Genomic DNA, 24,197 nt, shown 5'->3' with positions numbered 1-24,197 from the left:
GACCAACCCTGGGCGATCAACCGCCAGAACCTGCGCTCGATCTCCCTCGGCATCCGCGGACGCCCCATCGACACCACCCCGATCTGCTGGGGTGTTGCATCGACCCCTTGAACCCGAGGCCCGCTTTACCGCGGAAAAGCAGGGACGGCGGCGAGGACCTCGTCGACGGTGATCTTCTCGAGCGCGGGGTCGAGCTCGGTGCCCCACGGGTCGCCGTCGCCGTCGCCGTGCCACAGCACGCGGTGCAGCACCCCGCCGTCCGGCGTCGAGCGGGCCGGCGGCCCCCACAGCGCGGGTGACACGGGCCCGAAGAGCACCACCGAGGGACGGCGGTAGGCGGTCGCGAGGTGGGCGACGCCGGTGTCGCCGCAGACGACCAGCGCGGCGGCCGCGACCACGGCGGCCAGCTCCGTCGACGTGGTGCGGCCGGCCAGCACGACGTCGTCGCCCAGCCCGGCGGCGTCGGCCACCGACCGCGCCAGCTCCACCTCCGCCGGCCCGCCGGTGATGCGCACGTCGTGCCCGTCCCCGGCCAGCTGCCGCGCGACCGCGGCGAACCGGGCGGCCGGCCAGCGCCGGCCCTGGTACGCCGCACCGGGGTGGACGACGGCGGCGCCCCGCACCGGGGGCGGCACCGGCGGGACGGCGAGGTCGAGGGCGTCCGGGTCGGCCGCCACGCCCAGCCCCTCGGCGACCAGCCGGCACCAGCGCCTCACCTCGTGCTCGTCGGGGTACCAGGTCGGGCCGGGGTAGCCCGGGCTGTCGAAGGTGAGCAGCCGCGCCGGCGCCAGGTCGGCCACCACCACGTGCGAGGCGGGGCCCTTCCCGTGCAGGTCGACGGCGAGCTCGGGCGCGGGGCCGGACCAGTCCAGCGGCTCGAGCTCGCGGGCGGGCAGCACCTCGTCGACGGCGTCGACCAGCCCGGCCAGCGGCGCCAGCGCCGACGTCGTCGCCAGCACCAGCCGGTGGCCGGGGACGGCGGCCCGCACCGCACGGATCGCGGGCACGCCGGTCAGCAGGTCCCCCAGCCCGAGCGGCCGCAGCACCACCGCCGTCGGAGTCTCTGCTTCTCCGCGGAGAAGCAGAGGTGACGCAGAGGCGCTCACACTCGGGAGCGCTCGACCAGGGCGGTGGTCGAGTGGCCGTCCAGGTAGGGCAGGACGACGGCCTGCCCGCCCCACGACCGCAGGACGGCGGCCTCGGGCAGGTCGGCGCCCGCGTAGTCCCCGCCCTTCGCCCACACGTCGGGCCGCAGCCGCTCCAGCACCGCCGAGGGGGTGTCCTCCTCGAACACGACGACGGCGTCGACGAACTCCAGCGCCTCGAGCACCCGGGCCCGGTCGGGTGCGCTGGTCAGCGGGCGGGTGGGCCCCTTGAGCCGGCGGACGGACTCGTCGGAGTTGATGCACACGACCAGGCAGTCGCCCAGCCCGCGCGCGGCCCGCAGCGTCGCCACGTGGCCGGGGTGCAGCAGGTCGAAGCAGCCCCCGGTGGCGACGACGGTGCCGCCGGCGGCCCGCACGCGGGCGATCACCCCCTCGGCACCGGGCTCGGCCACCGCGTCCGGCGCCTCGGCGGGCACGTCCCACGCCGTCGCCCCGCCCCGCGCCACGAACGCCCCGGCGAAGGCCACGGCCGACGACACCGCCTCCCCCGTCACCGCACCGCCGGCGAGCGCCAGCGCCGCAGCGGCGGCGAAGGAGTCACCGGCGCCGCACGGGTCGCCGCCGGTCACCGGCACGGCGGGCACGACCATCGGCGCGCCCGGGCCGTAGGACAGCAGCGCGCCGCGGGCGCCCATGGTCACCGCGACCGCGCCCACGCCCCACCGCTCGATCAGCGCCTCGGCGCGGGCCCCGACGGCGGCGAGCCCGTCGCCTCCCACGTCCGGGACCACCCGCGCGGCCTCGGCGGCGTTGGGCGTGACCAGCCGGATGCCGCGCACCGGCTCCGCGCCGCGGGGGTGCGGGTCCCAGACCACCGGGCCGCGGGCGGCGGCGAGCGCCTCCCGGACGCCCGGGTCGGCGGTCGTGCCGCGGCCGTAGTCGGCCACGAGCACGGCCGCGGCGTCGCGGATCGCCTCGGCGGCCTCGGCGGGCAGCGCGCCCAGCGTGGCCACGGGCGCGCCGCTGTCCAGCCGGGCGACGGAGTGGTCGCCCACGCGGATGCGCTGCTTGACCGCGGTGCCGCCGCCGGCCGGGATCGGGATCAGCCGCACGCGGCCCCGGAGCAGCTCGCGCAGGCGGTCGGCGCCGTCGTCGGAGTCCAGGGGCGTCACGAGGACGACCTCGCGGGAGGTGGCGCCGGCCGCGATCACCGCGGCCAGGGCGGCGCCGCCGGGCCGTTCCCGCCGCTCGACGTCCTCCACGACGGGCACCGGCGCGTCGGGGGTCAGCCGCGAGGCGCTCCCGACGAGGTCGACGTCGAGCAGCGCGTCGCCCACGACCACCAGCGGCCGGCTCATCGGGCCGTCCCGAGCGAGGGGCGGGTCGGCACGCGGGCGGGCTCGGCCAGCACGGCGGCGTCGAACGCCGCGCAGACCAGGTGCAGCGCGACGAGGTGGCACTCCTGCACCGTCGCCGTCCACGGGGAGTCGATGCAGACCGCGTCGTCGGCCACGGCGGCCAGCGGGTTCGGCGCCGGGCCGGTCATCGCCAGGGTGGTGATGCCGCACTCGCGGGCGCGGCGAGCGGCGGCGACGGCGTTCGGGGAGCGGCCCGACGTGGACAGCAGGATCAGCACGTCGCCGGAGCGGCCGTGCGCCTCGACCTGCCGGGCGAACAGCTCGTCGGCCGGGTAGTCGTTGGCGATCGCGGTCAGGGACGACGTCTCGGCGGTCAGGCAGATGGCGGAGAACGGCGGCCGGTCGGCCCGGTAGCGGCCGACCAGCTCGGCGGTGAGGTGCTGCGCCTGCGCGGCGCTGCCCCCGTTGCCGGCCGCCAGCAGCCGCCCCCGGCCCTCCCCGGTCAGGACGCCGGCCAGCAGCCGGCCCCACTCGTCCAGCACGTCGAGCTGGCCGTTCAGCGACCCCAGCGCGGCGGTCAGCGAGGCCACGTGGTCGGCGCCGGTGAGATGGGTGCAGGTACCGGCGTCGGGAACGTCGCGCTGTGCACCTGGCGCCGGGTCCTGCGCGACCACGTTCTCGAAGAAGGAGTGCGGGCTGACGCTCATCGGGCGATCTCCACGGGACGGCGGCTGGCGAGCACCTGCCGGTAGACGGAATCGGTGTCGGCCACGACGCGGCTCCACCGGTAGCGGTCGCGGGCCCGCTCGACCCCGGCGGCGCCGTACGCCGCGCGGCGGTCGTCGTCGGCGAGCAGGGCGGCGAGCACCTCGCCGAGGCGCTCCGGGTCGCGCGGCGGCACCAGGTCGCCGGTGACGCCGTCGACCACGCTGTCCTGCAGCCCGCCGACGGCGGTGGCCACCACCGGCCGGCCGCACGCCATGGCCTCCAGGGGCGTGATGCCGAACGGCTCGTACCAGGGCACCGCGAGGACGACGTCGGCCGAGCGCACCCAGGCCGGGACGTCGGCACGCGGCACGGAGCCGGCGAAGACCAGCCGGTCGGCCACCCCCGCCTCGGCGGCGATGCCGCGCAGCCGGCGCACCTCGGGGTCGGCGTCGACGCGGTCGGGCGCGGGCCCGCCGACGACGACCAGCTCGGCGTCGGGCACCGCGCGCAGCGCCCGCACCGCGTCGTCCTGGCCCTTGCGCTCGACCAGCCGGCCCAGCACGAGCAGCCGGGCGCGCTCCCCCCGCGGTGCCACCGGGCCGTCCGGCGTGAACACCGCGGTGTCGACGCCGCAGGGCACGATCGAGACGCGGTCGGTGGTCAGCCCCAGCCGGCGCAGCTCGAAGACCTCGTCGGTGCAGGTGGCCACGACGTGGGCGACGCTGCGGCACAGCGAGCGCTCCAGCTCGATCCGGTTGGGCGGCGAGGTGTCGGCGTCCCCCTGGTGGCGGCGCTTGACCGAGCCGAGGGCGTGGAAGGTCTGCAGCACCGGGATCTCCCCGGCGGCCGCCACGGAGGCCAGCCCGCTCATCCAGAAGTGCGCGTGGACCAGGTCGGGGGCGTGCCGGGCCCACGTGCGGCGGAGGTTGCTCGCGAACTCGGGCATGTGCCGGAGCAGCTCGTCCTTGGGCAGCTCGCGCGCCGGCCCGGCGGGCACGTGCGCCACCTCGTACCCGTCCTGGAGGACGACCCGCTCGGGCAGCGACGCGTCGTCCCGGCGGGTGTGCACCGTGACCTCGTGCCCGCGCTGCGCCAGGCCCGCGGCCAGCGCGGCGACGTGCACGTTCTGCCCGCCGGCGTCGACACCGCCGATGGCGGCCAGGGGGCTGGCGTGCTCGGACACCAGGTCGACCTTCATCGGGTCACCTCTTCCAGGAGTGCGTCCCAGTCGGCCAGGAAGCGGGCCAGCCCGTAGCGCTCGAGCGCTACGGCGCGGGCCGCTTTGCCGGCGAGCCGGGCGGCGTCGTCGTCGTGCAGGAGGTCCCGCACCGCCGCCCACAGCCGCTCGGGGCGGGTGCTGATCACCCCGGCCTCGGGCGGCACGGCCTCGACCACCTCGGTGGTGGCCAGCGCGACCACCGGCATGCCCAGGTGCATGGCCTCCAGCAGCGACAGGCCCAGCGAGGTCCAGCGCACCGGGTGCACGTACACGCGGCGGCGGGCGAGCTCCGCGTGCATGGCGGCCTGCGGCGGGTCGTCGAAGAGCGCGACCCGGTCGGGGTCCAGGCCGTACGCCTCGTGCAGGCCGGTCAGGCCCATGCCGAAGACGTCGACCGGCGCGACCTCGGCGAGGCCGGGGAGCAGGTCCGCGCCGACGGTGCGGCCCCGGCGCACCGGCTCGTTGGTGACGACGGCGGCGCGCGCCAGCTCGCCGGTCCAGCGCTCCCCCGGGTCGACGATGCCGTGCTCGATCACCGTGGTGGGCGCGCGGCCGTTGTCGTAGAAGAGCCGGTTGAAGTGCGTGACGTGGGCGATCGGGATGTCGCTGCGCTCGGCCATCGGGTGGCGGGTGTGCGGCACCGGGCCGTCGTCGGGCTCCAGGCCGGGCGCGTTGTGCTCGAGGAAGACCGCGGGCAGGTCGCGCCCGGGTTCGGCGCCGAGCCACTCGCGGACCAGGTCCAGGTCGCGGGTGCGCTGCAGGACGACGACGTCGGGCGGCTCCTCGCGCAGCTGCTCCGGGGGGACCTCGCGGGCGGCGGCCGGCCAGTCCCAGGTGCGGGCGCGGCCCAGCCCGTCGGGACCGCGCCCCTCGACGACGGGGATGAGGTACTCGTGCCCGCCCTGGACGAACGCGGTCGTCCAGGAGCCGTGCACGTGCCAGACCAGGACCTTCACGGTGCCCCCTGGGTTGTCGCCGCCGCCTCTCGACGTGCGGCGCGGGGTGGGGCGACGGCCGGCTGCTGGACCGCGACGAGTTCCTCGACCGCGGCGACGACGTCGTGCGCCGTCACCGAGGTGAGACAGGGGTGGCCGGGCACGGGGCACTCGCGTGCCCGGGTGCCGCGGCAGGGGGCGGACTGGTCGCCGAGCAGCACCGTGGGCACGCCGTAGGGCGCCCAGCGGGCCGCGGGGACGACGGGGGCGAACAGCGAGACGACCGGCGTCCCCACCGCGGCGGCCAGGTGCGCCGGCCCGGTGTTGCCGACGACGACCGCGGCGGCGCCGTCGAGCAGCCCGGCCATCTCGGCGAGCGTCGTCGCCCCGCCCAGGTCGACGCCGCGGGTGCCGGCGACGGCGGCGGTGAGCTCGCGCTCGGCCGGGCCGCCGGTGACCAGCACCCGGTGGCCGGCGTCCGCGAGCGCTTCGACCGCCTCGGCGCACCGCTGCGCGGGCCAGGCGCGCGCCGGCACCGAGGCGCCGGGGTGCACCACCACGTACCCCGGCTCCAGCCGCGGGGCCGGCAGGGGGCGGCGGACGTCGAGCCGGCCGTCGTCGCCCGGCGGGAGGTCGAAGCCGGCCGCGCGGGCCAGCGACAGCGCCCGCTCCGGCTCGGGCAGGTCGTCGTCCACCCGGTGGCGGACGTCGAGCAGCGCGCCGGGGTAGTCGACGCTGATCGCCGAGATGCGGGGCACGCCCGCGCTCCGCAGCAGCAGCGCCAGGGGCAGCGGCGACTGGTGGAACGACGTGGAGACGACCGCCTCGTCGGGCGCCAGCGCCCGCACCCGGTCGGTGAGCACGGCGAGGTCGTCGGCGTCCACGGGCGGCGGGTCGCCGAGGATCCACGGGCACGCCCAGGTCCACACCTCGTCGACCCCCGGCAGCAGCTCCGCGGCGGCGGCGCCGGCGGGCCCAGCGAGGAACACCACGCGCTCGGCGCCGTGGGCCAGCGCGCGCACCATCGGCCCCTGCAGGAGGACGTCGCCGGCGTTGTCCAGCCGGGCGACGAGGACGGTGCGGGCGCGAGTCACCACCGGCCGCCCAGGACGACGTCGACGGCCTCGGCCAGGTCGTCCAGCGCCCACGTCGACGCCGCGACCTCCTCGGCCCGCGTCACCGGCGTCGGCACCATGATCCCGACCGCGCCGGCCGCCTCGGCCGCCTCGACGTCGGCGCCGATGTCGCCGATGACCACGCAGCGGGCCGGATCGACGCCGAGCTCGGCGCACGCCGCCTTGACCATGCCCGGCGCCGGCTTGCGGCAGGTGCAGCCGTCGTCGGGGCCGTGCGGGCAGACCTGGAGCGTGTCGAAGGGGCCGAGCAGCTCCTCGAGCCGGGCCATGCACGCGTCGACCTGCGCGCGGGTGATGAGACCGCGGGCCACACCCGACTGGTTGCTCACCACCCCGACCTTGACCCCGCGGGCCCGCAGCGCGTCGACCGCCTCGCGCGCCCCGGGCACCGGCGTCACCAGGGCCGGGTCGCCGTTGTAGGGGTAGTCGCGCACGAGGGTGCCGTCGCGGTCGAAGAGCACCAGGTCCGGCAGGCCCTTCCAGGGGCGGACGCCGACGTGGCGGACCACCCCGCGCAGCCAGTGCCAGGTCGCCAGCGGCGGGATGGCGGCGCTCGTGACCAGCATCGTGGTGATCTCGTCGCGGGTGCGCGGCCCGGGCGCGATCCGCGCCCAGGCGAACTCCGCGGTGCCGGCGAGCCAGCCCGCCGCGGCGAGCGCGGCCGCCCGCGGACGCCGGGCGACGGCCAGCCCGACCGCGGCGAGGGCGGCGGCGGTGACCGCGGTGTGCCGGGGCCGCCGGCCCAGCGCGGCGTCGGCCCGGCGGCGCCAGTCGGGGCCGTGCAGGCGCCGCATGAGGACGTCGTCGGCGTTGCCGGCCTGCACGCGCACGCTCACCCAGCGGTCGGTGGGCCGCACCGGATGGGTGATCCAGCGCTCGCCGCGGACCAGCCGGGCACCGGTGTCCATGATCCGCAGCGCCAGGTCGGAGTCCTCGCGGAAGGCGCGGGGGAAGCGCTCGTCGAAGCCACCCACCGCCGCGAGCGCCGCCCGGCGGTAGGCGAGGTCGGCGGTGATCCAGCTGGAGGTGGCCAGGCCCGCGGTGCCCCGCTCCCAGTCGGTGGCCGCCCGGTCCTCCGGCAGGGGCACGCGCACCCGGCCCTGGCTGCCGGCGACGTCGGCGGGGAGGTCGGCGAGGTCGCGCTCGAGCCGCTCGTACCAGTCCGCGTCGGGGACGACGTCGTCGTCGAGGAAGGCGATCCAGGTCGTCCGGGCGCTGCGCCAGCCCAGGTTGCGGGCGCGGGCGGGGCCGCCGCCGCCGGTGCGGACCACGCGGACGGGCGGCAGGCCCGGGCGCTCCGGGCGGAGGGGCTCGCCCGTCGGGCGGTCGTCGACGAGGACCAGCTCGGCCGGTCGCGGGCCCGGGGCGGTCGCGAGCGCGTCGAGGAGCACGTCGAGCGACGGCCGCCCGATCGTGGGCACGACGACCGTGCACTCCGCGAGCATGGTCGGCTCGTGCCCGGCCCGGATCGGGCAGAAACACTACGGGCTTGAAGTTCTCCGCCCGGCGGTCAGACCGCTCCGGGCACCAGCTCCACCACGTCGTCGGCGAACCGGAGTTGGGCGCCAGTGCGTTCCTGCAGCTCCGCGCGCTCCAGGCCGGCGACGATCTCGCGCACGACGAGCCCGTCGGCGGTCACGTCGATGACCGCCAGCTCGGTGTAGATCCGGTCGACGACCGCGGCCGCGGTGAGCGGGAACGTGCACGCCGGGAGGATCTTGGGCCGGCCGTCCTTGGTGGTGTGCGTCATGAGCACGAGCACCCGCTTGGCGCCCACCGCGAGGTCCATCGCTCCGCCGACCGCCGGCGGGTACCCCACCTCGTCGGTGGCCCAGTTGGCCAGGTCGCCGGTCTCCGAGACCTGGAAGGCGCCGAGCACCGTCACGTCGATGTGGCCGCCGCGCATCATCATGAACGAGTCGGTGTGGTGGAAGAACGAGCCGCCGGGCACGAGGGTCACCGGCTGCTTGCCGGCGTTGATGAGCTCGGGGTCGCCCTCCCCCGGCGCGGGCGCCGGGCCCATCCCGAGGATCCCGTTCTCCGAGTGGTAGACGATCTCCTTCTCGGGCGAGACGACGTCGCCGACCAGCGTGGGCATGCCGATGCCGAGGTTGACGTAGGCGCCGCTGGGGATGTCGCGGGCCACCCGCCGGGCCATGTCGGTCAGGGAGAGCCGGGGTCCGCTCATCAGACGCCCACCTCCACGACCCGGTCCACGAAGATGCCGGGGGTCACGATGCACTCGGGGTCCAGCTCGCCGAGCCCGACGAACTCCCGCACCTGGACGACGGTCAGGGCGGCGGCGGTGGCCATCGTGGGCCCGAAGTTCCGCGCCGCGGTGGAGTAGACGAGGTTGCCCCAGCGGTCGGCCCGGCGCGCCTTGATCAGCGCGACGTCGCCGTGCAGCGGCTCCTCGAAGACGTGCCGGCGGCCGTTGATGACCCGCACCTCCTTGCCCTCGGCGAGCAGCGAGTCCGCTCCTGCTGGGGTGAAGAAGCCGCCGAGGCCCGCGCCGGCCGCCCGCATGCGCTCGCTGAGCGTGCCCTGGGGCACCAGCTCCAGCTCGATCTCCCCGGCCCGGTAGCGCTCCTCGAACCAGATCGAGCCGGTGGTCCGCGGGTAGGAGCAGATGATCTTGCGCACCCGGTGCTCGCGGAGCAGCGCCGCGACGTCGGAGTCCCCGCTGCCGGCGTTGTTGGTCACCAGCACGAGGTCGCGGGTGCCCTGGTCGAGCAGGGCGTGCACCAGCTCCACGGGGATGCCGGAGTTCCCGAACCCGCCGACGAGCACGGTCGCGCCGTCCTCGATGTCGGCCACCGCCTCGGCGAGCGACCCGACCCTCTTGTCGATCACAGGTTCCCCGTCCGCTCGTCCGCTCCGGCGCCGCCAACTCTGCCGCAGGCCCGTCGAGGCCTCGCGTCAGGGCCGGTCGCCGCCGGTGCGCCGATCGGTCGGGTCCGCGGCCGAGGAGGTGGCACCTCCGGACGCGGCCACCCCTGCGGCGCCCTCATCCTCGGCTCCCGGGGTCATCTCCTCCAGCTGCTCGGCGTACAGAGCGGCGGGCCGGCCGCGGCGCCGCCGCCGGATCCCCATCACGGTGCTGTAGACGATCACCACCGCCATGAACGCGAAGATGGTGCCCGACAGCGGCCGCGTGAAGAAGACCTCGAACCCGCCGTCCGAGGTGAGCATGGTCCGGCGGAAGTTCGTCTCCAGGATCGAGCCCAGCACGAAGGCCAGCACCAGCGGGCCCGGCTCAAAGCCGGTCTTCTTCATCAGCCAGCCGAGGACGCCGAACGCCAGCACGACCCACATGTCGAAGACGTCGTTGTTGACCGAGAAGACGCCGGCCATCGTGATCAGCACCGCGAAGGCGGCCAGGATGCCCCCGCGCACCCGCAGCAGCTGGACGAAGACGCCGACCAGCGGGATGTTGAGCGCGAGCAGCATCAGGTTGCCGATGAACATCGACGCGATGACGCCCCAGAAGATCTCCGGGTTCGTGTCGATCAGCTGCGGGCCGACCTGCACGCCGTTGATCAGCAGCGCCCCGTAGATCAGCGCCAGCACGACGTTGGGCGGGATGCCGAGGGTGAGCAGCGGCACGAAGGCCGACGTGGACGAGGCGTTGTTCGCCGTCTCCGGTCCGGCGACCCCTTCGATGGCGCCCTTGCCGAACCGGCTCGGGTCCTTGGCGCGCCGCTTCTCCATCCCGTAGCTGGCCAGGGAGGAGATGACGCCGCCACCGCCGGGCAGCACGCCCAGGAAGAAGCCGAGGACCGAACCGCGGGCGATGGCCCCGGAGGAATCGCGGAAGTCCCGGCGGCTGGGCCAGATGTTCTTGATCCGGGCCTTGATCTGCTCGGCCTTCTCGGTCTTCTCGAGGTTGTAGAGGATCTCCCCCACCCCGAACAGGCCCATCGCCACCGCGACGAAGTCCAGTCCGTCGAAGAGCTCGACCTGGTCGAAGGTGAACCGGCCGGTGCCCGTGATGGAGTCCTGCCCGATCGTGGCCAGCAGCAGACCGAGCGCGGCCATGCAGAGGGCCTTCACCGGGTGCTTGGTGCCGAGGTAGGTGACCAGCAGGATGCCGAAGAGGGTGAGCGCGACGTACTCGGGCGCACCGAACTCGACCGCGAGGTCGGCCAGCGGCGGCGCGAGGAGGATCAGCCCGACCACCGCGATCGTGCCCCCGATGAAGGAGCCGACGGCGGCGATGCCCAGGGCCGGGCCGGCCCGGCCCTGCTTGGCCATCTGGTAGCCGTCGAAGGTGGTGACGACCGAGGCCGCCTCACCGGGGAGCTGCAGCAGCACCGAGGTGATCGTCCCGCCGTACATCGACCCGTAGTAGATGCCGGCCAGCAGGATCACCGAGGTGACGGGCTCGAGCTCGTAGGTGAGCGGCAGGAGCAGCGCGATGGTGGCCGTCGGGCCCAGCCCGGGGAGCACACCGATGACCGTGCCGATGAGCACGCCGAGGAAGACGTACAGCAGGTTGGTGGGGTCCAGCGCGACCGCGAAGCCCTCACCGAGACCGTCGGCGATGCCCATGTCAGCCTCCCAGCACGATGTCGTCGGGGAAGGGCACGCCGAGGCCCTCGGCGAAGAGGAGGTGGAAGACGACGGCACCGATCACCGCCAGCGGCACCGCCCACTTCCACGGCTCGCGCGCGAAGAGGCGGAGCCAGAACAGCAGCATCAGCGTCGCCGGCACGAGGAAGCCGATCTGCTCGAACAGCACGATGAAGACCGCGAGGCTGACCAGCCCCAGCCCGATCCCGGCCGTGCCCCGGGTCCACGGCTCGTAGTCGGCCGGGTCGTCGATGACGAGCAGCACCAGCGCGGTCAGGCTGAGCAGGCTGGCGACGATGAACGGCCACAGCCCGGGGCCGGGCGCGCTCAGCTCGCCCAGCGAGAGGTCGCGCGCCTGCAGCATCGCGGTGACGCCGAACAGCAGCAGGACGAGCGGCGCTAGGCGGTACAGGTGCTTGGACATCGATCCCCTGGTCGGTGCGGTGGTGGACGGCCGTCCGCGGGCCCGGCGGTCGGCCGGGCCCGCGGAAGGGATCAGTCCTGCAGGATCGGGCCGTAGACCTCGACGATCTCGTCGATCCGCTCCTGGAAGGCGTCGGTGCCGATGAACTCGTCGGGCACGTACTGCTCGCCGAGCTGCTCGACCGTCTCCGGCTTCTCGAGGCAGGTGCTGACGGTGTCCTCGAGGGTGCCGACGACCTCCTCGGGGGTCTCGGCCGGAGCCGCCAGCCCGAACACCGAGACGCTGTTGGTCAGCTCGGGGAAGCCGACCTCCGCCAGCGGCGGGGCGTCGATGTAGTCCACCGGCTCGGGGGTGCTGACGGCCAGCGGCACGAAGTCGCCGGCCTCGATGTTGGACAGCACGTCCTGGGAGCTGTTGATGAAGACGGCGTCGACGTTGCCACCGAGCAGGGCGGCGGTCATCTCGGCGTTGCCGGAGAACGGCACCAGGGTGAGCTCGGTGTCGTACTCCTCGGCCATGCGCGTGAGCTCCATGGCCTGCGACGTCGTCGTCCCCGGGACGCCGACGTTGATGCCGCCGGGGTCGTCCTGCGCGGCCTGGAAGAACGCCTCGGCGTCGGCGTAGTCCGCATCCGCTCCCACCGCCAGCACCGAGGGGATCTCGGTGACCGCCGCGATGGGGACGTAGTCGTCGTTGGTGTACCCGACGTCCTCACCCTGCAGCGGGTTGGTGGCCGATGCCGGCACCGCGATGAGGGAGAGGGTGTACCCGTCGGGGTCCTCGGCCAGCATCGCCTGCATGCCGATGGAGCCCGACGCCCCTTCGCGGTTCTCCACGACGACCGTCTGGCCGAACTCCTCCTCCATGCAGCTGGCGATCGTGCGCGCGGCGAGGTCGGTGGGGCCGCCCGCCGCGTAGGGCACGTAGAGGTTGATGTCGTCGGTCGGGTAGTCCGCCGCGGCCTCGCCGCCGCCGGAGGAGCCGCCGTCGTCGTCGCCGCAGGCGGCGAGGGCCAGAACCGACACCGCGATCAGGGCGGGGGCGGTCCGTCGGGTGGTGCGCATGGGGTTGTCCTCCGTGTGCTCGGGTCGGTGGTCGTGGTCAGCCGAGGATGGGTTCGTAGACCTGCTGGGTCTCGTCGAGCACCTGGGCGAGGCCGTCCGCGCCGGCGAACTCCTCGGGCACGTACTGCTCGCCGATGTCCTCCCGGACCTCGTCGGACTCCAGGCACGCCTGCAGGGTGTCCTCGAGCGTGCCGGCGACGTCGTCGGGCAGGTCGGCCGGACCGGCGAGGCCGAAGGTCGAGCCCGAGAGCGTCAGCCCCTCGAAGCCCAGTTCGGTGAAGGTCGGGACGTCGGGCAGCCAGGCCAGCCGCTCCTCGGACGAGGCGATGAGCGGGACGACGTCGCCGGAGTCGATGTTCCCCGTGACGTCCTGCGACGCGTTGATGAGGACGGCGTCGACGTTGCCGCCCCGCAGGGCCGCGGTCATCTCCGCGTTGCCGTCGAAGGGGACGACGGTGACCTCCACGTCGTGTTCGTCGGCCCAGCGCTGCAGCTCGATGCCCTGCGGGGTCGAGGCGCCGGGGACGCCGACGTCGACGCTGCCGGGCTCGGCCTCGACGGCGGCGACGAAGTCCTCCGCCGACGCGTACGGGGACTCCGCGCCGACGGCCAGCACCGACGGGACGTCGGCCATCACGCCGATCGGGGTGATGTCCTCGACCGTGTAGCCGACCTCGTTGGCCAGCGGGGTCAGCACCATCGTCCCGGCGGTGACGAGCGACAGGGTGTACCCGTCCGGTTCGGCGCCGACGAGCTCGGTGGTGGCCAGCGCGCCCGAGCCGCCGGGCAGGTTCTCGACGACCACCGTCTCGCCGAGCTCGGACTCCAGGCAGCCGCCGACGGTGCGGGTGGTCAGGTCGGTGGGTCCGCCGGCGGCGTAGGGGACCAGGAGCCGGATGTCCTCGCTCGGGTAGTCGCCGGACCCGCTGTCGGCGCCGTTCCCGCACCCGGCGAGCCCGCCGGCCGCCAGCAGGAGGAGGACCGGAGCGCTGCTCGCGGAACGGCGCATCGTCGCGACCTCCCCCTGGCCGTCGACCCCCTCCCCGTTGAGGTGGCCTACGTCTCACATGCAAACACAGGTCACCGACGCCGACCGGTCGGAGGGGTAACGAAGCAGCAACGACGCCGGACCGTCGGTGACCGGCTCCGGCCGGCCCGTCAGGGCCGGGAGCGGGCCGCCGCGGACACCCGCGCCAGGGCGTCGGTGACGACGGCGGCGTCGTCCCCGAGCCGGGTGAGCAGGTGCGCCACCAGCTCGTCGTGCGTGCGCGCCGCTTCGGCGACCCGGGTGCGCCCGGCCGGCGTGAGCCGGGCGTGCAGCACCCTGCGGTCGGTGTCCCCGCGCTCGCGCAGCACGAGGCCGTCGGCGACCAGCCGGCCGACGGTGCTGGTCACCCCCGGGCGGGACAGCCCGACCGCCTCGGCGACCTCCCCCATGGAGGCCCGTCCGCCCGGCGACTCGGCGATGCGGCGCAGCGCCTCGAAGCCGGTGAGCGAGAGGTCGTGCTGGAGGTGCAGGGCCGAGTCGACCCGCCGCGTGATGCGGTCGTGCACCTGGACGATGCGCAGCCACGTCTCGGCGGGGCGGGGAGCGGCTCCGGGAAGAGCGGCGGGGTCCCGGGGGATCCCGCGCGCGAGCGCGTCCTCGGACAGGGTCACGCGGGCGGGGTCCCCGCTCCGGGGGGCGCTGAAACCGCCGGACCGGCGTTACCCGGTCAGCGGCCGGGGCGCCTGCGCACGGTCGCCGACACCAGGGCGGCGCCGGTGGCGGAGAGCGCGCCGGCGGCCAGGAGCAGGGGCAGCGACGACGCCTCGCCGGGCCGGGCGTCGGTCACCGCGGCGGTCACCCGGAGGGGGACGGCGGCGACGGCGTCCTCGTCCCCGCCGACCACGTCGAGCGCCGCCGGCCCTGCCTGGGTCGAGGCGGGGATGCGCACCTCGGCGGTGACCGCGCCGTCGTCGGCGGCCGTGGCGGAGCCCAGGACCTCCCCGCTGTCGCGCAGCGCGATGGTGACCCGCTCGCCAGGCCGGTAGCCCTCCACGCGGATCCGGACGGTCCCGCCCGCGGGCACCTCCGTGCCGCTCGCCGACGGCTCGGCCGCCGGTGCCGGCGACTGCGGGGAGCTCGGCGCGGGCGGGGTGGTGGAGGGCCGCGACGGAGGCGACGGCGTCGCCGGGGAGGACGGAACGGGCGTGGCCGGCGGCGGCGTCCCGGACGGCGGGTCGGGGTGCTCCGACGGGGTGGTCGGCTCCGGGGCCGGCGCGGGCTCGGGTTCCGGCGCGGGGGACGGCGGCGGGTCGGTGGCCGCGGCGCAGTCCTCCTCGGTCGGGCGGGTGAGCGTGTAGTCGTCGAGGTCGTCGACGAACGTCGTCCCCGAACCGTCCTGGGCGGCGTACTCGAGGCGGGCGTCGATGGTCTCGCCCGGGGCGACGTCGCCGGTGCGCAGCTCGGCGACCTCTGCGGGCTGGAGCAGCGCCTCGTCCTCGGCGTCCGGGCTGCGGGTGGTGGTCAGCCGCACCGCGTAGGGCACCGTGCCGGCGGTCACCTCGACCACCAGCCCGCCGGGGCTGCAGCTCGGCCCGTGGGTGACGCGGGCGTCGGGATGGGTCTCGTCCTCGATCGCCGCGGCCGGCCCGGCCAGGGCGACGGCGGCGGCCAGTAGCAGGAGGCCCAGGCAGGCGAGGGTGGCCGCAGACCGTCCGGTCATCGATTCCACCCCGTTACCGGACCCGGCACGGAACGGCGGCGTGTCCCCGGCGCGTCGGGCGCCCGGTACGGCACCCCGGGCTCCCCTTGACGGCAGATGTGATCTGGCTCACAGTTGGTGGCGGGGCGGGAGAGCCGGCAGAGAGTGGCCATCCACTGCTGGATGGACCGACCAACGCGGCCAGACCGCCAGGACCGACCTCCCGCCCCCACACACCTCGGGAGCGCGGCCGGCCGTGGGCGGCCGCCCCTGACCCGGGACGACGAAGCGGCCCCGCACTTCCGTCGAAGTGCGGGGCCGCTCGGTGTCTCAACCAGACGTGCACCCGAAGGGATTCGAACCCCTAACCTTCTGATCCGTAGTCAGATGCTCTATCCGTTGAGCTACGGGTGCCTGTGTTCAGTTGTCGTGCGCGGAGGCTCCGGGATTTGAACCCGGGATGGGGATTAACCCAAACCGCATTAGCAGTGCGGCGCCATAGACCGGACTAGGCGAAGCCTCCCGGGGTCCGAGTTCCCTCGAAACCGCCGACGGAGAGACTACCAGCGCCCCGAGCGCGCTCTCCACAGGGCCGGGTCCGCGCCGGACCGCCCGCTCGCCGAACCATGCGAACTCGTGGCCATCGCGGCCCGATGGCCACGAGTTCGCATGGTTCGGGAGCAGGAGCGGGGTCAGACGACGGCGGGCGTGCGGACGGCGTCGGGTGCCGCCACGCGGGGACGGCGCCCCGGCACCAGGGTGATCGCCACGGCGGCCGCCGCGCCCACGGTGGCCAGCGCGAGGCTCCCGCTCACCCCGGCGCGCCCCTCGATGAGCGCACCGCCCAGCGCCGCGCCGATGGCCGAGGCCCCCACGGTGATGGTCGAGAGCCACGTGAAGGCCTCGGTGGTCGCGTGCACCGGCGCCATCGAGCCAACCAGGGTGTTCTGCACGGTCAGGGTGGGCGCGATCGCCGTCCCGCCCAGGAAGAGCAGCGCGCCCAGCGCCCAGGGGCTGGAGATCCAGGCCAGCGGGGCGAGCCCGATCGTCACGCCGAGCAGGAGTAGCCGGTACTGGCGGGGCAGCGACATGCTGAGCACGCGGGCGCCGAACCACAGCCCGCCGATGGTCGACCCCAGCGCCCACACGGCCAGCAGGACGCCGGACATGCCGGGCGCCCCGATCTGGTCGGCGAAGGCCGGGACGGCGACCTCGAGCGCACCGAACCCGAGCATGAGCGCGGCACCGCTGAGCAGCACCCGCGGCATGCCCGGCGTGCGGACGGTCGAGAACAGGCCGGAGCGGACGCCGACCACCGGCACGTAGGCGCGGGTGGCTGCCGACGTCGCGATGCCCAGGGCACCGCCGACGGCGAGCACTCCCGCGACGCCGAGCGCCAGGGCCGGCGAGGTGAGGACGGCGAGGGCGGCGACCAGCGAGGGGCCGACGACGAAGACCAGCTCGGTGGCGGTCGCGTCCAGCGCGTAGGCGGTGGGCCGGACGCGCGGGTCGACCCGCGACCACAGGGCACGCACGGTGCCCGAGACCAGCGGGGTGGCCGCACCGGCACCGGCCGAGGCGGCGACGACCGCGGCGGTCGGCGCCCCGCCGAGCACGACGGCGATCAGCAGCGCGACCAGCAGCGGATAGGCGGCGGCCTGCGCCAGGAGCACCGGACGCGGACCGCGGCGGTCGGCGAGCCGGCCGAGGATCGGGGCCATGACCGCCGAGGCGACCCCCAGCGTCGCCGCCGCGAGCCCGGCCACCGCGTAGGAGCCCGTCTGCTGCTGCACCATGAGCAGCAGCGCCAGGGGCACCATGGCCGAGGGCAGCCGGCCGGCGAACCCGGCGAGCAGCAGGACGGGTGCGGAGGGAAGCCGCCAGACAGGCAGGTAGGCACGCACGGCAGAGCTCGTTTCAGACTTGCGGGGGGCGAGGAATCCGTAGGGGGTCAAAGTCGGTTGACCACCTACGAGTACGACGCTAGCACGAATCGGTAGGGAGTCACATGGATTACGACACCTACGGGTCGACGGCGGTGGAACTGGCGATCGAGCTGGCCAACACCGAGCGCGACGACCCGGGGTGGGTGCGTGCGTTCCTGGGCGCCCACGAGGAGTGGTTCACCGCCGGGACGTCGTTCGACCTGTCCCCCGGCGAGACCCACCGCGCCGCCGCCACCGCCGACCTGGTGCGCTCGGTCGCGCTGGCCGAGTCGCAGGCCGACGTCCTCCAGCGGCTCAACGAACTGCTGGCGCTGGCCCGGCCGCGGCCCTACGCCACCGACCACGACGGCGCCCTGCACCTGCACTTCGCCCGCCCCGACTCCCCCGCCCTCGAACAGCTGACGACGACGGTGGCCATGGGGCTGTCCCAGGTGGTCGTGCAGCACGGCTGGCAGCGGCTGGGCGTCTGCGCCGCCGAGAACTGCGACGACGTCTACGTGGACACCTCGCGCAACGCCAGCCGCCGGTACTGCTCCAACACCTGCGCCAGCCGGTCGACCGTCGCCGCCTACCGCGCCCGCCAGAAGACCGACTGAGTCCGGCGAGCGTCCGCCGGGATCCGCGCGCCGCCCGTAGCCTGCGCACCATGAGCCGGCTGCGCGTGGGGACCGCCGTCGTCGTCGGCCTGCTGTTCGTCGCCGGCGTGGCGGGCGGCGTGTGGCGCCTGACGCGGGACGAGCCGGCGGACGTGCCGCCCTGCTGGGCGGCGGTCGAGGCCGAGCGCGACCTGGGCCCCGCCCCGCTCACCACCGGCAGCCCCCGGATCGCCGTGCTGGGCGACTCCTACAGCCTGGGCCTCGCCGCGGGCGGCCCCAGGGTCGGGTACCCCGCGGTGCTCGGGGAGCGGCTCGGGGCCGAGGTGGTCGTCCACGGCGTGGGCGGAACCGGCTTCACCACCCGCGGCTTCTGCCCGGACAACCCTGTCGCCTACGGCGAACGCCTGGCCGCCGACCCGCCGGACGCCGAGGTCGTCGTCGTGCAGGGCAGCGTCAACGACGCGACGGTCGGCCGCCCGGACGACGTCGGCGCGGCAGCGGACGAGGTGCTCCAGGACCTCGAGGACGTGCCGACCGTGGTGGTGGTGGGTGTCCCGGTCATCCCGGCCGCCGAGCCGGACGACCTGCGGACCATCGACGACGCGCTGCGCGCGGCGGCCGAGGACGCCGGGCGGGCCTACGTGCCGCTGCTGGACGAGGACATCGCGATCCTCCCCGACCGCGTGCACCCCACGGTCGAGGGGCAGCAGCGGATCGCCGAGCTGGTGGCCGCCGCCATCGGGACGACCCGCTAGCGGACCCACCCCTCCGAGGGGCGCCCGCGGAGGACGGCCTGCACTACCGTCCGCGCGTGGCCACCCCGCGCAACCTGGACGCCCGGCTGCACTCGTTCGTCGGGAGGCTGCCCAGCTCGCCCGCCGACCGGTGGCTGCTCCGGCTCACCCGCTCGGCGAACCACGGCCGGCTCTGGCTGGTGCTCGGCGGGCTGCTGTCCCTCCGCCGGGGTGCCCTGCGCCGGGGGGCGGTGCGCGGGATCGGGTCGCTGGCCATCTCCAGCGCGCTGACCAACGTCGTCCTCAAGACGCTGTTCCGGCGCGGGCGGCCCCAGCGGGTCGAGCAGCCCAGCGAGCGGACCCTGCGGCGTGCGCCGACGTCGTCGTCCTTCCCGAGCGGGCACGCCGCCTCCGCCGCGGCGTTCGTGACCGGGCTGGCCATGGAGTCGCTGCCCGCGGGGGCCGCGCTGGCACCGGTCGGGCTCGCCGTCGGCTACTCCCGGGTGCACGTCGGCGTGCACTACCCGGGGGACGTCGTCGCCGGTGTCGCCGTGGGTGCGAGCGTGGCCGCGGCGACCCAGCACTGGTGGCGGGTGCGCCCGACGGAGCCGGCCCGCGTCCGCCCGTCGTCGACGGCGCCCGCGCTGCCGCAGGGCGAGGGCCTGGCCGTGGCCGTCAACCCCCGTTCCGGCCCCGACGACTACGACCCCGCCGAGGACATCCGCCGCCTGCTCCCCCGCGCCCAGGTGCTCGAGCTGTCCGAGGAGGCCGGCGGCGAGCAGCTCCTGGGGACGGCGGCCCGCGATGGGGCCCGGGCGCTGGGCGTGGCCGGCGGCGACGGCAGCGTGGCGGCGGCCGCAGCGGTGGCGCTCGAGCACGGGCTGCCGCTGGCGGTCATCCCGGCCGGCACGCTCAACCACTTCGCCCGCGACGTCGGCCTGCTCGCCCCGCAGGACGCGGTCGACGCGGTGCTGGCCGGCGAGGCGGTGACCGTGGACGTCGCCGACGTGAACGGGACGCCGTTCCTCAACACCTCGAGCATCGGCGCCTACCCGGAGATGGTGCGCCGCCGCGACCGGATGGCGGGGCGGCTGGGCAAGTGGCTGGCGCTGTCGGTGGCGGCCGCGCAGGTGCTGCGCACCGGGACGCCGGTGGAGCTGGTGGTCAACGGCCGGCCGCTGCGGGTCTGGATCCTCTTCGTGGGCAACTGCCTCTACACCCCGCGCGGGCTGTCGCCGGCCTGGCGCCCGCGGCTGGAGGACGGGCTGCTCGACGTCCAGTACCTGCGGGCCGACCTGCGCTTCGGCCGCACCCGGGCGGTGCTGGCCACGCTCCTCGGGGTGGGCGAGCACAGCCGCAGCTACGGCAAGTTCCAGGTCGAGGAGCTGAGCGTGATCTCGCGGTCGGGCCCGCAGCGGGTCGCCTACGACGGCGAGATGGGGAAACCGGCCACCCGGTTCCGGTTCGGCAAGCGCGCTCCGCTGACCGTCTACTGCTGCCGCGACCGGTGACCGGCCGGCGCGGCGGTGCGGCCGGGCTGCTCGCCCTGGCCGCGGTGGTCCTCGTGGCGGCGGGCTGCTCGGCGTCCGGACCCGCGGACGACGGCGCGACGGAACCGTGGCGGCCGGCCGCGGGCACCACGTGGCAGTACCAGCTGAGCGGGCCGCTGGACGTGTCCGCGGACGCCGCCGTCTTCGTGGTGGACGGCGCGGAAACCACCGCCGAGCAGGTGCGGCAGCTGCACGACCGGGACCGGCGGGTGGTCTGCTACGTCAACGTCGGCGCCCACGAGGACTGGCGGGACGACGCCGCGCGCTTCCCGGCCGACGTCGTGGGCGCGCCCCTCGACGGCTGGCCGGGCGAGCGCTGGCTGGACGTCCGGCGCACCGACGTGCTGCTGCCGCTGCTCGCCGCGCGCTTCGACGTCTGCCGGGACAAGGGCTTCGACGCCGTCGAGGGCGACAACGTCGACGGCTACGCCAACGAGTCCGGCTTCCCGCTGGAGTCCGAGGAGCAGCTGGCGTTCAACCGCGCCGTCGCCGACCTGGCGCACGACCGCGGCCTCGCGATCGGGCTGAAGAACGACGTCGACCAGCTCGCGGAGCTGGAGCCGTCGTTCGACTTCGCGATCAACGAGGAGTGCGCGGCCTTCGACGAGTGCGGTGCGTACGCGCCCTTCGTGCGGGCCGGGAAGGCGGTGCTGCACGTGGAGTACGCGGCGGAGTGCCCCCGGGCCGTGCGCGGGCTGTCCACGATCGTCAAGGATCTGGACCTGGGCGCACCCCTGCGCCGCTGCTGATCGCGCCCGCTCCCCGGGTGTTCCTCGCGCTCAGCGGGTCCTGCAGCACCGCAGGAGCGCGAGAAACACCCCCTGAGCGGGCCGGCCGGCCGTCGCCGAGGAGCGGACCCCGCCGGTGATCACTACGGTCGACCGCAGGGATTGCCCGCGCACCGCACCGGGCACTGCACGACCCGACTCCACCGAGGTACTGAGGGAAAGAGGTCACCATGCTGGTCCGGAGGATCGCCCGGCCCTTGCTCGCCGCCCCGTTCGTCTACGGCGGCATCAGCACCCTGCGCAAGCCGCAGGACCGCGTCCCCGGGGCAGCCCCCGTCGTGGAGAAGATCGCGGAGACCGCCGACAAGCAGCTGCCCGTGCAGGTGCCCCGCGACGTCCAGCAGTGGGTGCAGGCCGACGCCGCCGTCAAGGTCGCCGCCGGCTCGCTGTTCGCGCTGGGCAAGGCGCCCCGGCTGACCGCGCTGGTCCTGTCGGCGTCCATCGTGCCGACGACGCTGGCCGGGCACCGCTTCTGGGAGCACGAGGACCCGACCGAGCGGTTCGGGCAGATCTCGAACTTCCTGAAGAACACCGGTCTCCTGGGCGGGCTGCTGCTGGCCGCCGTCGACACCGAGGGCAAGCCGTCGGTCGGCTACCGGGCGCGCAAGACCGCCAAGGCCGCCGCCGTCGCCACGGAGAAGAGCTTCGAGAAGGCGCAGAAGCGCGCGGCCAAGGCGCAGAAGAAGGCCGAGAAGAAGCTCAAGAAGAAGCGCTGAGCGGGAGCGGACGCTGAGCACCCCGCTGGCACCCGCGGCCGCGCTCCGGAGGATCGCCTTCCTCCTGGAGCGCGCCCGCGAGCCCAGCTACCGGGTGTCCGCCTTCCGCACCGCCGCCGCGGTGGTCGACGGCCTGGGCGAGGACCAGCTCGACCTGAAGATCCGCACCAACACGCTCAAGGATCTCAAGGGCGTGGGCCCGAAGACCGCGGCCGTCATCGTGCAGGCGCACAAGGGGCAGGTGCCCGAGTACCTGACGAAGCTCGAGCAGGACCTGGCCGAGCTCGTCCCGATGGCCGACGACGTCGCCGAGTTCCGGGCCGCGCTCAAGGGCGACCTGCACCTGCACTCGGACTGGTCCGACGGCGGCTCCCCGATCCGGGAGATGGCCGAGGCCGCCATGGCGCTGGGCCACGAGTACATGGCGCTGACCGACCACTCCCCCCGGCTCACGGTCGCGAACGGGCTCAGCCCGGCCAGGCTCGAGCAGCAGCTGGACGTCGTCGCCGCGCTCAACGAGGAGCTCAGCCCGTTCCGGATCCTCACCGGCATCGAGTGCGACATCAACGTCGACGGCTCGCTCGACCAGACCGACGAGCTGCTCGGGCGCCTCGACGTCGTCGTCGCCAGCGTGCACTCCGAGCTGCGAGCGCCGAGCGCGCAGATGACGGAGCGGATGCTCACGGCGGTCGCCAACCCGCACACCGACGTCCTGGGGCACTGCACCGGCCGGCTGGTGATCGGGCGGAGGCAGCGCAACGGGGAGCAGAAGCCGCGCCCCGAGAGCACCTTCGACGCCGAGGCGGTGTTCGCCGCGTGCGTCGAGTTCGGCACCGCGGTCGAGATCAACTCCCGGCCCGAGCGGCTGGACCCGCCGCGGCGGCTGCTCACCCTGGCCACCGAGCTGGGCTGCGAGTTCGCCATCGACACCGACGCGCACGCACCGGGCCAGCTGGACTGGCAGTACAACGGCGTGGAGCGGGCGATCGAGTGCGGCGTGGAGCCCGCCCGGGTGATCAACACCCGGTCCGCCGACGACCTGCTGGCCTGGACCGAGGGCTGACCCCCTCTCTTGGGGACTGTGTTCCGCCCCGGTGCGGCGAGGACCGTTCCGGTCATGGCGTGGTGGGCGTGGCTGCTGCTCGGGTGGTCGCTGCTCGCCTGCGTGCTCGCCGTCGTGCTGGGCCGGGCGCTCCGGACGAGCGAGGACCGCGACCGGGTGCGGCGCGGCCTCCCGGACCGCCGGCACACCCGCCGCTGAGGTGTGACAGCTGGTGCCGGCGTGCCGTCCGGGACCGACGGAGACCTGATCGCTACCGAACCAGGCCGGCTCCGCATACGGTGTCGCCGACCGCGGCCTCCCCGGCCGCTCGCGCGCCGCTCGCTCCCGCCGACGGCCGACCGCCTGGAGCCGGCATGCCCCGCACCGCCCGTCCGCGCCGCAGCGCGGCCGCGATCCTCGTGACCGCCGTCGTCGCGGCCGTCCTGGCGCTGGGCGCCTCCGCCGCGCACGCGCAGACCTTCACCTCGCCGGCCACCGGCAGCCACGACGTGGGCGGGGCCATCCTGACCAGCTACCGCGCGCTCGGCGGCCCGTCCGGCCGGCTGGGCTACCCGGTCACGGACGAGCTGGCGACGCCGAAGGTCTACGGCCGCTACAACGCCTTCCAGAACGGGTCGATCTACTGGACGCCCAGCACCGGGGCGCACGCGGTGTGGGGCTCCATCCTCAAGCGCTGGGCCGCGCTGGGCTGGGAGGGCGGTGTGCTCGGGTTCCCGACGACCGACGAGCTTCCCACCCCGGACGGCGTCGGCCGGTTCAACCACTTCCAGCGCGGCTCGGTCTACTGGACCCCGGCGACCGGTGCCCGTGAGATCTACGGCTCGATCCGCGACCGGTGGGCCGCGATGGGCTGGGAGACCGGCGCGCTCGGCTACCCGACGACGGGCGAGTTCCCCATCCCCGGCGGCCGCGCGCAGGACTTCCAGTACGGCTCGATCCGCTGGTTCCCGGGGTCGGGGACGACGGTGGTGGGCGCTCCGGCCCTCGGCTTCGCCCCGCCCGGCACCCAGGTGGTCACCGTGGCCGCGGCCTCGGCGACGGCGACGACCGCGAAGCTGACCGCCTGGGAGCGGGTCGGCAGCACCTGGCGGGTCGCCCTGGGCCCGGTGACGGCCCGGATCGGCGCGTCGGGCGTGGGCGCGGCCAGCGAGGGCTCCACCCGCACGCCGACGGGCACGTTCCGGCTGACCGAGGCGTTCGGCCGCGCGGGCAACCCCGGCACGGTGCTGCCCTACCGGCGGGTGGACGGCGACGACTGGTGGGTCTCCGACGTCGCCAGCGCCCTGTACAACCGGTACGCCCAGTGCGCGCCCGGCACCTGCCCCTTCGACGAGCGGGCCGGGGAGAACCTCTACGCCCAGGGCGCGGTCTACGACCAGGCGGTGGTCATCGACTACAACCGGGAAGGGCGGCGCGGCGCGGGCTCGGCGTTCTTCCTGCACATCAGCAACAACCGGCCGACGGCGGGCTGCGTGGCCATCGACCGCGCCTCGCTGGAGAAGCTCATGCGCTGGCTGCAGCCGACCGCGAAGCCGGTCATCGCCATCGGCGTCGGCTGAGGGGGGCGCCGTCGCCGGGTTCCCGCTTGGGCACCG

At 75.2% G+C, this 24,197-nt stretch carries 24 protein-coding genes and 2 tRNA genes; 8 read left to right on the top strand and 18 right to left on the bottom strand.

Features of this window, described 5'->3' with window-relative positions:
• Positions 1-125: 125 nt before the first annotated feature.
• The 18 genes from DQ239_RS18880 to DQ239_RS18795 form a co-directional block, all read right to left on the bottom strand.
• Positions 126-1,049, bottom strand: a complete 924-nt coding sequence (locus tag DQ239_RS18880) for a glycosyltransferase family 9 protein (protein ID WP_233489488.1) — start codon at positions 1,047-1,049, stop codon at positions 126-128.
• 53 nt (positions 1,050-1,102) lie between these two features.
• On the bottom strand, positions 1,103-2,464 hold the full coding sequence (rfaE2, locus tag DQ239_RS18875; protein WP_113835956.1) for a D-glycero-beta-D-manno-heptose 1-phosphate adenylyltransferase: 1,362 nt from the start codon (positions 2,462-2,464) through the stop codon (positions 1,103-1,105).
• Positions 2,461-3,171, bottom strand: coding sequence for an SIS domain-containing protein (locus DQ239_RS18870; RefSeq protein WP_113835955.1), 711 nt, complete (start codon positions 3,169-3,171; stop codon positions 2,461-2,463). Before DQ239_RS18870 ends, rfaE2 begins: the two co-directional genes overlap by 4 nt.
• Entirely contained in the window at positions 3,168-4,370 is a 1,203-nt protein-coding gene (locus DQ239_RS18865; protein WP_113835954.1) for a glycosyltransferase, read from the bottom strand. The genes DQ239_RS18870 and DQ239_RS18865 overlap by 4 nt, the downstream gene beginning before the upstream one ends.
• Positions 4,367-5,347: a glycosyltransferase gene (locus tag DQ239_RS18860; RefSeq protein ID WP_113835953.1), complete on the bottom strand. Its 981-nt coding sequence runs from the start codon at positions 5,345-5,347 to the stop codon at positions 4,367-4,369. Before DQ239_RS18860 ends, DQ239_RS18865 begins: the two co-directional genes overlap by 4 nt.
• Complete coding sequence (locus DQ239_RS18855; RefSeq protein WP_233489487.1) at positions 5,344-6,423, bottom strand: glycosyltransferase family 9 protein; 1,080 nt, start codon at positions 6,421-6,423, stop codon at positions 5,344-5,346. Before DQ239_RS18855 ends, DQ239_RS18860 begins: the two co-directional genes overlap by 4 nt.
• The gene (locus DQ239_RS18850; protein WP_113835952.1) at positions 6,417-7,907 is read right to left on the bottom strand and encodes an HAD-IIIA family hydrolase; all 1,491 of its coding nucleotides are present in this window, start codon (positions 7,905-7,907) and stop codon (positions 6,417-6,419) included. The genes DQ239_RS18855 and DQ239_RS18850 overlap by 7 nt, the downstream gene beginning before the upstream one ends.
• A 65-nt stretch (positions 7,908-7,972) precedes the next feature.
• Complete coding sequence (locus DQ239_RS18845) at positions 7,973-8,650, bottom strand: 3-oxoacid CoA-transferase subunit B (protein ID WP_113835951.1); 678 nt, start codon at positions 8,648-8,650, stop codon at positions 7,973-7,975.
• Positions 8,650-9,315 carry a 3-oxoacid CoA-transferase subunit A gene (locus tag DQ239_RS18840; protein ID WP_113835950.1) on the bottom strand — a complete coding sequence of 222 codons (666 nt, stop codon included), beginning with the start codon at positions 9,313-9,315 and terminating at the stop codon, positions 8,650-8,652. The genes DQ239_RS18845 and DQ239_RS18840 overlap by 1 nt, the downstream gene beginning before the upstream one ends.
• Before the next feature lie 66 nt (positions 9,316-9,381).
• The gene (locus DQ239_RS18835; RefSeq protein WP_113835949.1) at positions 9,382-11,013 is read right to left on the bottom strand and encodes a tripartite tricarboxylate transporter permease; all 1,632 of its coding nucleotides are present in this window, start codon (positions 11,011-11,013) and stop codon (positions 9,382-9,384) included.
• A 1-nt stretch (position 11,014) separates the two neighbouring features.
• On the bottom strand, positions 11,015-11,458 hold the full coding sequence (locus tag DQ239_RS18830; protein WP_113835948.1) for a tripartite tricarboxylate transporter TctB family protein: 444 nt from the start codon (positions 11,456-11,458) through the stop codon (positions 11,015-11,017).
• Positions 11,459-11,529: 71 nt separating this feature from the next.
• Complete coding sequence (locus DQ239_RS18825; RefSeq protein ID WP_113835947.1) at positions 11,530-12,522, bottom strand: tripartite tricarboxylate transporter substrate binding protein; 993 nt, start codon at positions 12,520-12,522, stop codon at positions 11,530-11,532.
• A 37-nt stretch (positions 12,523-12,559) separates the two neighbouring features.
• Positions 12,560-13,531 carry a tripartite tricarboxylate transporter substrate binding protein gene (locus DQ239_RS18820; RefSeq protein ID WP_113835946.1) on the bottom strand — a complete coding sequence of 324 codons (972 nt, stop codon included), beginning with the start codon at positions 13,529-13,531 and terminating at the stop codon, positions 12,560-12,562.
• Positions 13,532-13,680: 149 nt separating this feature from the next.
• Complete coding sequence (locus DQ239_RS18815) at positions 13,681-14,181, bottom strand: MarR family transcriptional regulator (protein ID WP_113835945.1); 501 nt, start codon at positions 14,179-14,181, stop codon at positions 13,681-13,683.
• Positions 14,182-14,237: 56 nt separating this feature from the next.
• Positions 14,238-15,230: a hypothetical protein gene (locus tag DQ239_RS18810; protein WP_113835944.1), complete on the bottom strand. Its 993-nt coding sequence runs from the start codon at positions 15,228-15,230 to the stop codon at positions 14,238-14,240.
• A gap of 320 nt (positions 15,231-15,550) precedes the next feature.
• Positions 15,551-15,623 (bottom strand) — tRNA-Arg (locus DQ239_RS18805).
• Positions 15,624-15,643: 20 nt separating this feature from the next.
• Positions 15,644-15,732, bottom strand: a tRNA-Ser gene (locus DQ239_RS18800).
• Positions 15,733-15,901: 169 nt separating this feature from the next.
• Positions 15,902-17,113 (bottom strand): MFS transporter, encoded by a 1,212-nt coding sequence (locus DQ239_RS18795; RefSeq protein WP_113835943.1) that lies wholly within the window; start codon positions 17,111-17,113, stop codon positions 15,902-15,904.
• A gap of 104 nt (positions 17,114-17,217) precedes the next feature.
• On the opposite strand from DQ239_RS18795, the gene DQ239_RS18790 reads away from it, so the two are divergent.
• The 8 genes from DQ239_RS18790 (at position 17,218) to DQ239_RS18760 (ending at position 24,161) form a co-directional block, all read left to right on the top strand.
• Positions 17,218-17,751 (top strand): CGNR zinc finger domain-containing protein, encoded by a 534-nt coding sequence (locus DQ239_RS18790; protein ID WP_113835942.1) that lies wholly within the window; start codon positions 17,218-17,220, stop codon positions 17,749-17,751.
• Positions 17,752-17,801: 50 nt separating this feature from the next.
• A complete protein-coding gene (locus DQ239_RS18785) occupies positions 17,802-18,506 on the top strand; it encodes an SGNH/GDSL hydrolase family protein (protein WP_113835941.1) in 705 nt (234 codons plus the stop codon).
• Positions 18,507-18,562: 56 nt separating this feature from the next.
• Positions 18,563-19,996 carry a phosphatase PAP2 family protein gene (locus tag DQ239_RS18780; protein WP_113835940.1) on the top strand — a complete coding sequence of 478 codons (1,434 nt, stop codon included), beginning with the start codon at positions 18,563-18,565 and terminating at the stop codon, positions 19,994-19,996.
• A complete protein-coding gene (locus DQ239_RS18775) occupies positions 19,993-20,784 on the top strand; it encodes an endo alpha-1,4 polygalactosaminidase (RefSeq protein ID WP_199583173.1) in 792 nt (263 codons plus the stop codon). The genes DQ239_RS18780 and DQ239_RS18775 overlap by 4 nt, the downstream gene beginning before the upstream one ends.
• Positions 20,785-20,993: 209 nt before the next feature.
• Positions 20,994-21,539, top strand: a complete 546-nt coding sequence (locus DQ239_RS18770; RefSeq protein WP_113835939.1) for a DoxX family protein — start codon at positions 20,994-20,996, stop codon at positions 21,537-21,539.
• A gap of 13 nt (positions 21,540-21,552) precedes the next feature.
• Entirely contained in the window at positions 21,553-22,602 is a 1,050-nt protein-coding gene (locus tag DQ239_RS18765; protein WP_113835938.1) for a PHP domain-containing protein, read from the top strand.
• A 54-nt stretch (positions 22,603-22,656) separates the two neighbouring features.
• Entirely contained in the window at positions 22,657-22,800 is a 144-nt protein-coding gene (locus DQ239_RS20495) for a hypothetical protein (RefSeq protein WP_158544902.1), read from the top strand.
• A gap of 155 nt (positions 22,801-22,955) precedes the next feature.
• The gene (locus tag DQ239_RS18760; protein ID WP_113835937.1) at positions 22,956-24,161 is read left to right on the top strand and encodes a L,D-transpeptidase family protein; all 1,206 of its coding nucleotides are present in this window, start codon (positions 22,956-22,958) and stop codon (positions 24,159-24,161) included.
• Positions 24,162-24,197: the final 36 nt, after the last annotated feature.

This window comes from Blastococcus sp. TF02-09, assembly GCF_003319105.1.
Classification (GTDB): Bacteria; Actinomycetota; Actinomycetes; order Mycobacteriales; family Geodermatophilaceae; genus Blastococcus.
Note: the sequence above shows the minus strand (reverse complement) of the source record. Positions and strands in the feature narration are given on the sequence as shown.